The sequence below is a fragment of the Streptomyces sp. NPDC102258 genome (genome assembly GCF_055584685.1).
The window spans coordinates 14,587-28,367 of sequence record NZ_JBVJLO010000030.1 but is presented as its reverse complement, the minus strand read 5'-3'; the positions used below and the strand labels follow the sequence as shown (position 1 = coordinate 28,367).

Below are 13,781 nucleotides of genomic sequence, written 5' to 3'. Positions count from 1 at the left end.
TGACGGGCACCAGCGCGCTGTGACATCGACTCTGAGCAGCGAAGGGCGCCATGGGCCCCCGCCCCGGTCACCCTGGACGACGGCCGCACCATCGACGTCGCCGCATCGGTCGGCGCCGCGGCCCCGGCCTCGGTCGGTTCCCGCGACCTGACCCGGCTGCAGAGGGCCGCCGATGCCGCCCTCTACGACAGCAAACACTCCGGCCGCGCCGTCCTCGCGACGACGTGGCACGTCACCGTGCCGTCCATCAACGGACGCCGGGCCGGCCGTCCGGGCACCAGCGTGTGGGGGCGGGCCGCATGAGCGACGTGCCCCTGCCCGAGGGCGACTGGATCCGCGGCATCAGCATCCGGCGGCCGTACGCGGCCTGCATCCTCGCCGGTGCCAAGACGGTGGAAAACCGGCCCGCACGGTGGCGGACCGGCTGGGTGCTGCTGCACACGAGCAAGACCGTCGACCGGCCCGCCCTGCGCCTCCCGCTGATCGGCCGCACGATCCGAGACCGGAGCTGGTCACCGGCGCGGTCGTCGGCACCGCCCGGGTCACCGACTGCCACCAGGACCCTGAGGGAGCGTCGCTCTGCTCGCAGTGGGCGCGCCCAGGTGCCTGGCACCTGGTGCTCGCCGACGTCCAGGAGCTCCCCATGCCCGTTCCCGCGCGCGGGCAGGTTTCGTGCCCTGGAAGCCGGAGCCGGACCTGCTGGAGCGCGTGTTCCAGCAGTCGCCAGGCTTCCGGCCGTGACCGGCATCCGAGGCAAGAAGAAGCCGCCGTGCGAGCCGGGCCTGGTCCCGGCTCCCGGCGCGCTCCTGGAATGGCGCGACAGCCAGCACTTCGACCGCTGGCAGGACCGCCCCTGCGTGCTGTGCGACAAGCCCACGCTGATGCGCTCCCACGCCGGGGAGCCCGTCCACAGAGCGTCGACCGAGGTGAAGGCGCTCGACACCCTCCTCGGCTCGCTCGGCTGACCGAGCCGCCCGGCAACGCGCCGCCCTGGCGCCGAAGGGCGGCACCGGACCCCTCTGGTGCCGCCCTTCGGCGCGGTGGCAGGGTGATCAGGTCAAGCCAGGCCCGGGACGGCCGATCCCCCTAACCGGACCACGCCCTCGCGGGGATCGTCCAGTGGGACACTGTCAGGCATCACCTCCCGCCGCGCCGCCACCACCCGCACCGGGTCAGGCCGCTGCGTGCTGGCGGCGGCCCAGGGTGCGCCGGCAGGGCGGGCCGCCCGGATCGTCCGGAGGACGGCCAGGGTGTTACTGGCGCCCTTCTTGCGGCGGTTGACGCCCCAAAGGGTGCCGTCGCCGACTGGGTAGCAGCCGTGGAAGTACCGGATCCCGTGGGTGCGATGGTAGGTAGCCGGGTGCCGTTCGGGGTGGCCGAAGGCGGCCCAGCCCGAGCGCATCGTGGGCCGGATCCCGAGGGGGCCGAAGTCATCGAACGCGAAGACCCGGTTTTGGAAACGGTCCAGAACCTCCTCGATCCGGTCCAGCTTCGCGTCGCGGGCGGGGTCGGGGAACTCCTTCCACGTCTTGGTGCGCTGGAAGGTGATGCCGCGGCGGGCAAGCAGGCGGCGTAATGCCTCGCTGGCCGAGTTTGGTCGGGCGGGTAGTGGCTGCCTTGATGACGAAGTCCTCGTCATCAGGGCTGAGCAGGCGGGGACCGCCTCCCGCCCACTGAGGGTCCAGGCAGGCCAGGCCGATCTCGTTGAACCGGTGGATCACGTCACGGACGGTGTCCTCGTCGGTCTGCACCAGCTGGGCGATCACCGGGACCCGGTTCCCGCCGGCCGAGGCCAGCAGCATCATCGCGCGCCGGAACCACACCGAACTGGTGCTGCCCCGACGCACGATCTGCTGCAGCTGCTGCCCCTCCTGGTCGGTCAGTCTGCGCACGCGGACAGGCTCGGCCACCACCCCCAGCGATCGGATCGGACGGCGCCGCACATCCAACCGTCCCGACCACGACCCCGCCGAACCTTCCACGCCAGAGGACTACATGCCGCGCTGGGCACCTCGATTTCGGCGGCCATAACAGCCATGTCACGCACGTGCATGTAGTAGCGCGCCGCGTGCTCGTCGTCGATTGCCGGAAGGACCCTCTCGAACAGGGCCATCAGCCGCCAGGCCTGCGCGGCGCTGTTCGGTGAGCGGACCTGTGATGACGCCGACGTAACGCCAGATTGCTCCCGTTCCGCCGAGATCGCCACCGGCACTCACCTCGATCTTCGTGACGGCCCGTCGGCTTCTTCGGCCGACGGTTTCGGTGTTTGGGCATGGCGAGGGCCCGGCTGTCACGTCGGGCGGGCGCCGGTTCCACTTCCGCAGGATCGATCAGGTCGCCGGGACGGGTGAGGCCGGTTGGACTGAGCTGCTTCGCGTCCGGCTGGCCTGCCGGCGTTGACGCACCGCGGCGTGGCCGCGTCCTCGATGAGCGTGCCTTGCACCTGTGGCCGCCCCAGGCGGACTTTGCCAGCCGGGTCCCCCACTGGTCCTGGACTACGACGATGAGCACTTCTACCCGGGTCAGCCGCGCCGACTGTACGACATGCTCACGTCCCCCAAGGACTACCTGAAGCTGACTGCGGCGGAGGGCGCGCAGCTCCACTGCTCGCCGATGGCGCCGCAACTGCACTGCGAGGTCGTCTTCGACTGGCTCCAGAAACCGTTTCGGGCACCTGACGCTTCCCCTTCGAGGGTAGGTTCGACGGGCCAGCGACCGGCCTCCGTACTCGACGATGTCCTCCTCGTCATAGGGCGCGGCAGGACTCTGCGCCAGGGGCAGTCGACGACCGGATCGCTGGTGGGTCCGCGATGCTGGTCGAGCAACGTCAGCCTGCCTGCGTGCAGTTGCTGCGTGAGCGCCCGCAGGCGGGTTCCAGCCCGACCTCGCCGCCGTGCGGGGAATACAAGGCCCAGCTCGTCGAGGGCCACGGGAAACAGGGCCAGCACGTCGTAGTGCGCCTGGGCTGTGTGCACCCGGCCGGAATGCGGGGTCGGAGACACCCGCCCGCCGCTCGGGCGGAACAAGAAGGCTCATCGCTGCAAGCGCGAGACGTACGTCCCACCTGTGCCAAGATGCGGATTGTGCCCCCTCGACGTCGCCCGTAATGGCACCTCCCGGCTCCATGAGGAGACCCGTGACTGACGCCCCCCGCCGAATTCTGGTGACCGGCTCCACCGACGGCCTGGGACGCGCCACAGCATGTTCGCTGCTGTCGGCGGGCCACGAGGTGGTGGTGCACGCCCGCAATCAGGAACGTGCCGCCGGCCTCGCACCACTGCTGGAGCAAGGGGCGGGGGTCGTGGTCGGCGACTTCACCGACGGCGACGCCGTCCGGCGTATCGCTGCGGAACTGAACACGCAGCCCCTCCACGCGGTCATCCACAACGCCGGCGTGTGGAGCGGTCGGGCGGTCATGCCGGTCAACATCGTCGCGCCGTACTTGCTCACAGCCCTGCTGCGGGGCCCGCGACGGCTGGTGTACCTGAGCAGTGGCTCGCATTTCGGCGGGCACCCCCACTCCTCGCTGGACGGCACCGACCGGGGTGGTGAGCACGCGGGCTCGTACGCGGACAGCAAACTGTTCGTCACGGCGTTCGCCGCCGCGGTCGCCCGCCTGCGCCCCGAGGCGCCGAGCAATGCCGTGGACCCGGGCTGGGTGCCGACGAAGACGGGAGGCCCGAACGCCCCTGACGACCTCGAACTGGGCCACCGGACGCAGGAGTGGCTGGCGTCGAGCGACGATCCCGAGGCCCTCACGAGTGGTGAGTACTGGTATCACCGTCAGCGGCAGGAGCCACACGCGGCGGTCCACGACCGCGGTTTCCAAGACCACCTCCTACAGGCGCTGGCGCATGAGACGGGAGTCTCCGTGTGAGCCGCTCGGCCCGGTGGGAAGTAGCCGCCGAGACGGTACCCGGTCATGACCGCGGTCGACTCGGGCCGTGGCCCGGTGTCCGTACCCGGTACCTCCAGGGCCAGGCAGTCGGCGACGTGCCGCCCTGCCACCGAGCTCCGGGAGGGCAGGCCGGCGAGCGGCGGCGGCCCGGTCCTTGTTCGGCCGGGAGACTTCTCCGGCGTGGCGGCGCTCCGGTTCATCTGTTTCCGCACACGGAACGGCTCGGTCCAAGAATGCGTAGACGCTGGAACGGAATCCGCGTGTGCGACTACGCACGATGGCCGCTGCCCTGCACCCCGTGACCAACCCGTACGCGAGTTGGGAGTGCGTTTCGGCAGTGATCCGCGCGCGGGGCCGGCACTCGGCGGGTGCCGGCCCCGGAACGAGCCGGGTCCCTACCGCTGCGGTGGCTCATGTACGCAGGTACGAAGCCCCGTTGAGATCCAGTACCGTCCCCGACGCCCACTCGGCGGCCGGTGAGGCCAGCCACAGCACGCCGGCCGCGATCTCGTCCGCAGACGCCACTCGCCCGAACGGACTCTGGGCGCGGATCACCTCGCCCTCCTCCCCGCTCAGCCGGTGCGCGACACGTTCCGTCTGGAAGAATCCGGGTGCGATCGAGGCAACGGCGATTCCGTACGGGGCAAGGTGCACAGCGAGGGACTGGCCCAGCGCATGCACCGCCGCCTTCGTCGCCCCGTAAGCCGGGTGGTCGGGCTCACCGCGAAACGCCCCGCGCGAGCCGACGTTGACGATCCGGCCACCACCACCCTGCTCGATCATCCGGCGAGCCGCGAGGTGGCTGAGGTTCGCAGTTGCCAGGAGGTTGACGGATACGTGACTCTGCCAGGCGGCTGCCCACTCCTCGTACGAGGTGTCGGCGAGCGGATGCGAGAGGTTGACCGCGGCGTTGTTCACGAGCACGTCCAGCCCGCCGAGCCCTCCGGCGGCGATCTCGGCGACGGCACGCGCACCGTCCGGGGTGGACAAGTCGCCTCCGGCGAGCAGGTGCCCCGTACCGACGAGGGAGGCGAGGGTCGCCTCGGCCTCCCCACGCCGTGAGCCGAAGTGCACGGCTACCCGGTCCCCGTTGGCCGCGAACGCCTCAGCAAGCGCGCGGCCGAGCCCGCGCGAGGCACCGCTGACGAGCACACGACGGCCCCTCGACGGAAAGGCCCGCGAGTGAGTCGAGGTGACGCCGTAAGGAGAAGTGTCGATGGAAGGAGGAAACCTGGTGGAAGTCATGCGGATCATAATGCCCCCGGCCCGCGCAGCCGGGTCGGCGCTCCACTCCTGCGCCGACATGACGTCACCAGAGAACCCCCACAACCTCCCCGGTCATGCGGGCACAATGCTAGTCGCGCGGCTGTAGACGGCGCTGGTGGTCGTACTGCCGAAGCCGACCCGCTGGCGTTCGCAGATCGGGATGATGCGGTGGGTGCGGGCCGTCGGTCAGGTCATGGGTACGGCCGGGCAGCGCGGGCGAGATCCACAGCAGCTTGCCCGAGGGGTCGGCTACGACCTGCACGTTCACGCAGTGACGACGGTGCTTCTGGGAGAAGTCGGCCCGGCTGTCGCCGACACGGTCGCACTCGGCGAGCGTCCCGTCGAGCAGGACGTAATCAGGATCCGTCTCGCGCCGGACACGCAGAAGGCCGGGTGCCCGGCCGGACAGGTGCTGGACGACGGCTTTGACGTAGGCGTGGGCGGTCCCGACCTGTGGCCCATGTCCTCCAGGGCCTTGGCAGCTGTCCGCAGGGTTTTGTCGTTGTGGTCGGCGAGCAGGAGGGTGCGTCCGGGGCCCAGACGTCGGGCGATGGCCTGGCCGATCCCGCCGGCGCCGATGACGACGAGGACGTCGGTGTTCATGTGGATCTCCTGGCTGTGAGGCAGGTGAGGTGTGGGTGTGAAGCTGTACTTGTCCCCCGGCTTCTCGCCCAGGTCGGCGACCTTGCCCGGGGTGCGGACGGCGCCGATGACCGTGTCGCCGCGCTGGAGGAGCTGCTTGGTCAGGATGTGCCCGAAGCCGCCGCTGACGCCGGTGACGAACCAGGTGCGTGACCTCATGCCTGGTCTCTGTTCGCTGCCGGGGCGTCGTCGGCCGGCGAGATGGCGTCGACGGCGGCCAGAGCGCCCAGGGTGCGGGGGTAGCCGATGAAAGGCAGCAGGCCGGTCAGGACGGCGAGCAGGGTGGCGCGGGTGTTGCCGACGTTGAGGTTGGCCGTGACGTGGCCTCTCACCTGGGCGTCGGCGCCGCCCAGTGCGGCGAGCATCGCGAAGGTGAGCAGCTCGCGTACGGGCACGTCGATACCGGTGCGGGTGTAGTGGTCGCCGAAGCAGTTTCCGCTGAGGAACCGCTGAATGTGCTGCTCGTCGGCGGGGGCGCCGGCGTACATGGCGTCTACCGCCTGGTCGCCGACGATCCGCTTCTGCGCCGCCAGGCCCTCCTCGGCCCGGGTCTGGGGAGTGGTGGTGGACTGGCCTTCCAGCGGCAGTTCGACGCCGTGTTTGGACAGGGCGTCGTTGGTGGCGTGCAGGAAGTCAAAGACGCGGGCCATCCCGGCGTACGGCACGGCCTGGTAGACGATCTCCTTCGCCTCCACCGGCGTCACGCCGACGGTGAGAGCGGCGCCGAGCATCACCTGGTACTCGGCGAGGGCGCCGACGGCGATCATCGCGGCGAGCTGTGTCATCAGCCGGGTCCGCTCGTCGACCTCGCCGGTGTGGTGCAGGACTTCGTCGAAGGCGAAGTTGTCGAAGTACTCGATCAGCTCCGGGTCGGTGACCGCGAGCGTGGAGACGTGACCGGGGAAGAGCCGCTCGTGCACGGCGCTGGCGGTGGCATTGGGCTTGCGGACGCTCATGGGCGCACCATCACCTTCAGGCGGCTTCGGTCGTCCATGGCCTGGTAGGCGTCGGCGACCTGGTTTAGGCCGACCTCGGCGTCGAAGACGCGGCCGGGTTCGATCCGGCCGGCGAGGACATCGGCGATCGCGGGTTCGAGATAGGCGCGGACCGGGGCGGGGCCGCCGGCGAGCTGGGCGTTCTTGCCGAACAGCGACCCGAAGCCGACCGGCGCCTCCTCGTACTGGGGGACGCCGACGCGGGAGATGATTCCGCCGGGCCGCACGATGCCGTATGCCTGCTCGTAGGCGGGCATCAGGCCGACGGCTTCAAGCACGACATGGGAGCCCTCGCCGCCGGTCAGGTCCATGACCTTGGCGATGCCTTCCTCGCCGCGTTCGGCGACGACGTCGGTGGCGCCCCACTCCATGCCGAGGTCGGTGCGGGAGGTGTGCCGGCCCATGAGGATGATCTTCTCGGCGCCCATGCGGCGGGAGGCCAGCACCGCGGACAGGCCCACGGCTCCGTCGCCGATCACCGTCACGGTTTTGCCGGGCTCGACCCGGCCCATGTGGGCGGCGTGGTAGCCGGTGAGGTAGACGTCGCTCAGCGCCAGCAGCGACGGCAGCAGCGCGGTGTCGACGTCCGTGGGGATCTTCACGAGAGTGCCGTCGGCCTGGGGTACGCGGACGGCCTCGGCCTGCGCGCCCCCGACCCCGCCGGCGCCGTACCAGCCGCCGTGCGGACAGGCCGTCTGGAAGCCGTCCCGGCAGATCGGGCAGGTGTTGTCCGCGTACGCGAACGGGGAGACCACGAAGTCACCGCGCCGCAGGCCCCGCACCTCGGAGCCGGTCTCCTCCACGATGCCGAGGAACTCGTGCCCCATCGGCACGCCCTCGTCGGATTTGTCCATGGAGTGGTAGGGGTGCAGGTCCGAACCGCAGACGCAGGCGAGCGTGATCCGGACGACCGCGTCCGTGGGTTCCACGATGCCGGGGTCGGGGACGGTTTCCACCCGGACGTCGCCGGGTCCGTACATGAAAGTCGCGCGCATCAAACTTGCCTTTCGAGAGGATGGTGTCGGCGTGCCACGGCAGGGCCGCGCACGCGCACGTGGAGTGGTTCAGTGCGGTCGAAGCCCCAGCCGGGGCGGAGCGGGCCGTCGGGGATGCGCGGCCACCTGCGGGTATTCACCGGGATCGGTCTCGCGGAAGCTGACGTGCCCCCTTACACCGCCAGCTTCGACGCTGCCCTGGTGCCGTGTCTGGGTACCGCGGTACCAGGGTCCGGTGGTGCCCTTGACCGATCGCACGTACAGGTACCCGCCCGCCCGGACCACCCACATCGTCACCGGCTCCCGCAACGAACCCTCCGCCCGTTCCGAGCGCAGGTCCAGCTCCTGGGCCGCGCCGATAGCGGCCAGCTCGCTGTCATCCCATTCCGCCATGATCACTCCCCGCATTCGCATCGTCTTCCGCGACGCTGAAGCTCCAGGCGGTGTGCACACTGTCCGCAGCCGACTCCACAGAGCTACCGCGCCATCGCTCCGGCCCCGTAGCGGCTCGCCCATACGCGGCGGGCCGAAACCCTGCTGGAGGCGATGTGCGCGCCGCCCGGCTCCGGTGGCCCCGAGTGGAAGCTCTCACCGCTGAGGCTGGAGGCGTCGGGCCGGAGCTGCGCCCAGGCGGTTTTTCGCCTGTCGCCTTCCCGTCCCGGCCGTTTCCATCGAACACGCTGGGCTCCCGGTGTGGGAGTCACTGCTCTTCCAGGTAACGGCAGTACCTCCCACTGCGCCCGTCAGCGGATTTACGGTGGGAAGACCTACAGATGTGACGCGGTCAGCAGGAGGCGCCATGGCCCCGGGCTTCCGGCCGGCACTGATGCGGCGATCCCCCGGGAAACCAGTGCCCGGATCGCCGCATGCGAAGGGCAGGATCTAACCATGGCCGGCATCGACAAGGAGAACGTGGCCGCCGCAGTCCGCGAATTCCTCAGCACCCGGCGGGCACGCATCACCCCCGAGCAGGCCGGCCTGCCGGTATACGGCGGCAATCGCCGCGTTGCGGGACTTCGCCGCGAGGAAGTCGCCCTGCTCGCGGGCATGAGCGTGGACTACTACATCCGCCTGGAGCGCGGAAACCTCAGCGGCGCCTCGGACGCGGTACTCGAATCCCTCGCACACGCCCTGCAGCTCAACGAGGCCGAACGCGCTCACCTCTACGATCTCGCCCGCGCGGCCACCCCCTCCGGACGGCGGCCCACCGTGACCGCCTCACGCGTACGGCCCACCATCCTGCGCATGCTCGATTCGATGCACGGCGTTCCCGCGTACGTCCGCAACGGACGCTTCGACATCCTGGCCGCGAACACCCTCGGACGAGCCCTGTACGCGCCGGTCTTCGACTCACCCCTGTTCGCCCAGCGCGGCCCGGTCAACACCGCCCGCTTCCTCTTCCTTGACCCGGCAAGCCTCGGCTTCTGGACCGACTGGGACAAGGCCGCCGACGACTCGGTCGCCTTCCTGCGCACCGAGACGGGGCGGGCGCCCCACGACAAGGCGCTGACCGACCTGATCGGCGAACTCAGCACAAAGAGCGATGACTTCGCCCGCCTGTGGGCGCGCCACGACGTGAAATTCCACCGCTCGGGCGTCAAGCATCTCCACCATCCGCTGGTCGGCGACCTCGCCCTGCCCTACGAGGCGATGGACCTGCCCGCCGACCCCGGCCTGCGCATCAACGTCTACACGCCCGAACCGGACTCGCACGACCAGGAGGCCATCAGCCTCCTTGCCAGCTGGGCGGGCACCGGCACCGTCGTTCCCTCCCCGAGCGGCTGAACCCGACCATCCCTCACTCGCCAAGGAGCACCACTTCATGCGCTACCGTCCACTCGGCCGCACCGGCGTGCGGGTCAGCCCGCTCTGCCTGGGAGCGATGATGTTCGGCCCCTGGGGCAACGAGGACGAGGCCGACTCCATCCGGATCATCCACCGGGCCCTGGACTCGGGCATCAACTTCGTCGACACCGCGGACGTGTACTCCGCCGGCGTCTCGGAAGAGATCGTCGGCAAAGCTCTCAACGGCCGCCGCGACAACGTGTTCCTGGCCACCAAGTTCTTCATGCCGATGAACCAGGACGATCCCAACCAGCGCGGGGGATCCAGGCACTGGATCATCCGCGAGGTCGAGAACTCCCTGCGGCGGCTCGGCACGGACCACATCGACCTCTACCAGGTGCACCGCCCCAGCCCCGACACCGACATCGCCGAGACCCTCGGCGCCCTGTCCGACCTCGTACACCAGGGCAAGATCCGCTACCTCGGCTCCTCCTCCTACTCCGGCTCCCAGATCGTCGAAGCCCAGTGGGCCTCCCGCGAACGCCACCTGGAACGCTTCGTCACCGAACAGCCCCCGTACTCGATCCTGGTCCGCGGCATCGAGGAGCACGTGCTGCCCACCGTGCGCCGCCACGGCATGGGCACGCTGACCTACAGCCCGCTCGCCGGCGGCTGGTTGTCCGGCCGCTACCGCAAGGACGCCTCATCCGGGCCCGCCTCGGCCGCCCGCCCCCCAGCCCGCTTCGACATGGCCACGCCGGCCAACCAGCGCAAACTCGACGCCGTCGAACAGCTCGCGGTCCTGGCCGACAAGAGCGGCCTGACCCTGATCGAGCTGGCTGTCGCCTTCGTGATCAACCACCCCGGCGTCACCTCGGCCATCATCGGCCCGCGCACCATGGAACAGCTGGAGGCCTTCCTGCCTGCTGCGGACGTCACGCTCCCCGCCGACGTACTCGACCGCATCGACGAGATCGTGGCTCCCGGCGTCACGGTCAACCCCGCCGACGACAGCTACGGCGACTACGAACTCCGCCCCGACCAGCGACGCCGCTGACTGACCGTACGCAGCCGCCGTCGGGGACGTGTAGCGGATACCACGCAGCTTCTCGGCCGCTTTCAGCGCTCTGGCCCTGCTTTCACGGACATGGGCCGGAACCAGTTCGGGCCTCAGCGCGGGCCCGGGCACGACGATGAATGGCGCGGCTGGTGGGGTGACAGGCCTCCGTTCCGCACCCCGGTGTGACCCACCACAAGCGTCCTTCGTTCACGCTCTGCGACACCACGTTCCACTTCGTCGACGGTGACCCCGCCACGGTCCTGGAGCAGGCGCGGGAGGCGGCGCAGGGCAAGGACGTCCGCCTCGGCGGCGGAGTCACCACCATCCGGCAGTTCCTCGACGCCGACCTCGTCGACACCATGCGTGTGGCGGCCTCACCGGTGAAGCTGGGGTCCGGACTACGGCTCTGGGAGTCACCCGATGAGCTGCTCGACCGGTTTCACCTGGAAGTCGTACCCAGCCCGCGTGGCGTGACGCACAACGTGTTCTGGCGAAAGTGACACGAGGGCTCGCTCGGGGACGTCTGCCGCGGACATGGCCCGTCCACCGTCCCGGTGGACGGGCCATTCCGCGAGCCCCGCAACGGGTCACGGCGACGACCGCACACCGTCGTCGCGAACGTGTGGTCCATGAATCGCCGCAGTTCAGAGCCGGTACACGAGCTCCCCGGTCGGCAAAACCGACGAAATTCATGGCGGCAACCCCCGCCCCACCACCGGCGCCCGACAGAGTCAGGGGCCCTCAGATTCAGGGGTGTCGGGGAGTTCCTCGCGCGCGTCATCCTGCCGGCGCCGGGCTGCGATGTCCCGAAGATAGGCGACACCGATCTCCCTCAGGCGCTCCTCGGCCTCCATCGCCCCCATAGCCACCTCTCATCCCCGATACCCGGCCGGACACGAACGAGCCCCGGGGTCACCATCCCGCCCGCTCCAAGCCCCGGCCAAAACCGGATCACATCCGGCCTGAACCCGCCACACGCACGGCCGGAAACCACACCCACCGCAGCACTGGAACCTCCCCCGTACCACGGCATCCGTCAGCCCGTCAGCACAGCCCGGACAACGACCTGCCGAGTTCCAATGCCTGGTCCCTCAGCACCCGCACCGCACACCGCCACCCGACAACGACTCGACACCGCGCGGACGGCCCGTGTTCACCTGGGAATCTGCCTGAGGCCTGCTCTGCGGACTGATGCGGCCGGTCTGCGCAAGGACGTCTTGAGACAGGCGGGCGGCAGGCGGCATCCTCCGCCTCCGTATAGACCTCGCCCGGCGAAGGTTCCGGCACCTCCTCATCGGAGCGGGGCGTGGACCCATCCCCAGGTGCCGACCATGCCGCAGTCGCGCGGGATCAGAAAGCGCATGGATCACGAACTCGCACCGGAGTACTAACCGGTGCCGATGCCGGCTGCGCGTAGCTTCGCCTCGATCAGGGTGGTCATGCGGGCCCAGGCCGGTTTGCGGTCCTCGGCGTGGTGACTGAGCAGTTCGCGTCTGAGCGCACCGTCGGCGCGGGCGTTCAAAGCCGTCAGGGCGGGCAGCAGCGACGGGTCGGCGATGAAGTGTTCGGCGATGGCGGTGGCGATTTCCTCCACCTTCGGGTCGTCGGGTTCCAGGTCACCGGCTCGCATGTTGAGCTTCATCAAGGACACGTACCGGGGATCGTTGAGGCCGTGCTCTATCTGCGCCACATAGTCGTCGAGGCTTTCCGGAGCCAGGGCTCTGACCAGGACGAGGGCTTCGCGGGCCGTCGCGACGTCGTCCGGCGTGAAACCGAGGCCGGGAAGCCTTTCCAGCAGCGCGCAGGCATGCTCGGGGAGCAGGACGCGGTCGCCGTGCGCGAGCCGGTGCAGCAGTTCGCGCCGCCTGGTCAGATCGTCGATGCGTTCGGTCAGGCGCCGCTCCACGTCGACGAGGGCCGCGGTGAAGACGTCCGGTTCGGCGTCGAGGATGTCCGGGATCTCGGCCAGCGGTATGCCGGCTTCCGCGAGCGTGCGGACTTGTACCAGGCGCAGCAGGTCGTTCGATCCGTAGCGGCGGTAGCCGGAGCTGTCGCGGCTGGGTTCGTCGATCAGCCCGTGCAGGTGGTAGTGGCGGATGGTCTTCGCGGTGACGCCGGCGAACGTCGCAGCCTGGCCGATGGTGATGCCCTGGGTCATGGCGGTCAGTCAACGCGGTGCTGGTCCAGGGCGGCAACTTCGCGTACCGCTTGCGCGATGGCGCGGAAGTCCTTGCGCACCACCGTCGAGTGATTGCTCGGGACCGTTGCGCTGACCCGCACGTTGGGGTTGCGGGCGAGGACCGGGTCGAGGGTGGCGCACATCGCGGTGTGGCCTTCTTCCGTACTGCCGAGGCTGGCGCCGGAGGCAACAACGAAGCGCATAGGAAAGGTGACCCGGTCGAAGGCGGGACCAGCGGCGGCGACGATCTCGTTCAATTCGATGTTGATGTCGGCGTGCTGTTCGGCGCTCATCCGGGCGGCCAGGCCAAGCCTGCGAGTCAACGGCATGGTCCAGGCGAACTTCTTGAACAGCCGCCGGATCTCATCCTTGCCGGCCTCCCGGCCGCCTTCGACGGTGGCGAGGTAGTCCCACGGATAACCGCCGTCGACCATGACCACGCCGGCGACCCGGCCGGGGTTGCGGGTGGCCCAGTGCAACGCGAGGGCCGCTCCGTAAGACCAGCCCACCAGCACGGGCCGCTGCGCCTCCCTGGCCTCCAGGACGGCGTCGATGTCCCGCACGCAGGCCTCGAAGGAGTAGTCGGAGGACTTCTTCGAACGACCGCGGGCCCGCTCGTCGTAGGTGATGTGCCGCCAGGACCCGCCGAGCTCGGCGATCACGGGCCGCCAGTTCCTCTGCGTGGCATAGGAGCCGTTGAGGTAGACCACAGGCCGACCGGGCCCACCGGTGTCGGTGACGGCCAGAGCGGTATCCTCCACCGGCACCATGCCGGCCCACGCCGGGAGGGAGCCAACGCAGGAAGCCGAGCTGGAAGCCGGGTCCGAGACTGCGTTCGCGTTCGAGTTCGTCATGGGTTCAGCCTGGACCTTGACCTTAGGGCAAGGTCAACCCTGTAACGGCGACCGGGGATCGCAACCCGCTATTCCTGGCCCTGAACGCCGCCCGCACCGTCGGCGCC

Annotated in this window: 10 protein-coding genes and 5 pseudogenes; 7 read left to right on the top strand and 8 right to left on the bottom strand. The window is 69.8% G+C overall.

Annotated features, from left to right (window positions below):
* Positions 1-63: 63 nt before the first annotated feature.
* The 3 genes and pseudogenes from ACZ6ZT_RS32535 to ACZ6ZT_RS32525 all read left to right on the top strand — a co-directional run.
* Positions 64-303 (top strand): annotated as a pseudogene (locus ACZ6ZT_RS32535) (GGDEF domain-containing protein); the annotation flags it as partial.
* Positions 300-741 (top strand): annotated as a pseudogene (locus ACZ6ZT_RS32530) (ASCH domain-containing protein). The pseudogenes ACZ6ZT_RS32535 and ACZ6ZT_RS32530, both read left to right, overlap by 4 nt.
* On the top strand, positions 738-965 hold the full coding sequence (locus tag ACZ6ZT_RS32525) for a hypothetical protein (protein WP_469723875.1): 228 nt from the start codon (positions 738-740) through the stop codon (positions 963-965). The pseudogene ACZ6ZT_RS32530 and the gene ACZ6ZT_RS32525 overlap by 4 nt, the downstream one beginning before the upstream one ends.
* 236 nt (positions 966-1,201) lie before the next feature.
* Here the strand turns inward: ACZ6ZT_RS32525 and ACZ6ZT_RS32520 are convergent.
* Positions 1,202-1,910, bottom strand: a pseudogene (locus ACZ6ZT_RS32520) (helix-turn-helix domain-containing protein); the annotation flags it as partial.
* A 1,226-nt stretch (positions 1,911-3,136) separates the two neighbouring features.
* Between ACZ6ZT_RS32520 and ACZ6ZT_RS32515 the strand changes: the two are divergent.
* A complete protein-coding gene (locus tag ACZ6ZT_RS32515; RefSeq protein WP_469723874.1) occupies positions 3,137-3,877 on the top strand; it encodes an SDR family NAD(P)-dependent oxidoreductase in 741 nt (246 codons plus the stop codon).
* A 432-nt stretch (positions 3,878-4,309) separates the two neighbouring features.
* Here the strand turns inward: ACZ6ZT_RS32515 and ACZ6ZT_RS32510 are convergent, their stop codons facing one another.
* The 5 genes and pseudogenes from ACZ6ZT_RS32510 to ACZ6ZT_RS32490 all read right to left on the bottom strand — a co-directional run bounded on the left by ACZ6ZT_RS32510 (position 4,310) and on the right by ACZ6ZT_RS32490 (position 8,189).
* Complete coding sequence (locus ACZ6ZT_RS32510) at positions 4,310-5,143, bottom strand: SDR family NAD(P)-dependent oxidoreductase (RefSeq protein ID WP_469723885.1); 834 nt, start codon at positions 5,141-5,143, stop codon at positions 4,310-4,312.
* Between the two features lie 156 nt (positions 5,144-5,299).
* Positions 5,300-5,630 (bottom strand): annotated as a pseudogene (locus tag ACZ6ZT_RS32505) (transposase family protein); the annotation flags it as partial.
* Positions 5,631-5,961: 331 nt separating this feature from the next.
* Complete coding sequence (locus ACZ6ZT_RS32500) at positions 5,962-6,762, bottom strand: carboxymuconolactone decarboxylase family protein (RefSeq protein ID WP_469723872.1); 801 nt, start codon at positions 6,760-6,762, stop codon at positions 5,962-5,964.
* Positions 6,759-7,796 (bottom strand): alcohol dehydrogenase catalytic domain-containing protein, encoded by a 1,038-nt coding sequence (locus ACZ6ZT_RS32495; protein WP_469723871.1) that lies wholly within the window; start codon positions 7,794-7,796, stop codon positions 6,759-6,761. The genes ACZ6ZT_RS32500 and ACZ6ZT_RS32495 overlap by 4 nt, the downstream gene beginning before the upstream one ends.
* 69 nt (positions 7,797-7,865) lie before the next feature.
* Positions 7,866-8,189, bottom strand: a complete 324-nt coding sequence (locus ACZ6ZT_RS32490; protein ID WP_469723869.1) for a DUF2255 family protein — start codon at positions 8,187-8,189, stop codon at positions 7,866-7,868.
* Positions 8,190-8,684: 495 nt separating this feature from the next.
* Here ACZ6ZT_RS32490 and ACZ6ZT_RS32485 point away from each other — a divergent pair, with 495 nt between their 5' ends.
* The 3 genes and pseudogenes from ACZ6ZT_RS32485 to ACZ6ZT_RS32475 all read left to right on the top strand — a co-directional run.
* Entirely contained in the window at positions 8,685-9,581 is an 897-nt protein-coding gene (locus tag ACZ6ZT_RS32485) for a helix-turn-helix transcriptional regulator (RefSeq protein ID WP_469723868.1), read from the top strand.
* Between the two features lie 37 nt (positions 9,582-9,618).
* A complete protein-coding gene (locus tag ACZ6ZT_RS32480; RefSeq protein WP_469723866.1) occupies positions 9,619-10,638 on the top strand; it encodes an aldo/keto reductase in 1,020 nt (339 codons plus the stop codon).
* Positions 10,639-10,728: 90 nt separating this feature from the next.
* A pseudogene (locus tag ACZ6ZT_RS32475) lies at positions 10,729-11,141 on the top strand (dihydrofolate reductase family protein); the annotation flags it as partial.
* Between the two features lie 887 nt (positions 11,142-12,028).
* On the opposite strand, the gene ACZ6ZT_RS32470 reads toward ACZ6ZT_RS32475, so the two are convergent.
* Both ACZ6ZT_RS32470 and ACZ6ZT_RS32465 read right to left on the bottom strand, forming a co-directional pair.
* Positions 12,029-12,799, bottom strand: a complete 771-nt coding sequence (locus ACZ6ZT_RS32470; protein ID WP_469723865.1) for a MerR family transcriptional regulator — start codon at positions 12,797-12,799, stop codon at positions 12,029-12,031.
* 5 nt (positions 12,800-12,804) lie between these two features.
* Positions 12,805-13,590: an alpha/beta fold hydrolase gene (locus ACZ6ZT_RS32465; protein ID WP_469723883.1), complete on the bottom strand. Its 786-nt coding sequence runs from the start codon at positions 13,588-13,590 to the stop codon at positions 12,805-12,807.
* Positions 13,591-13,781 lie beyond the last annotated feature (191 nt).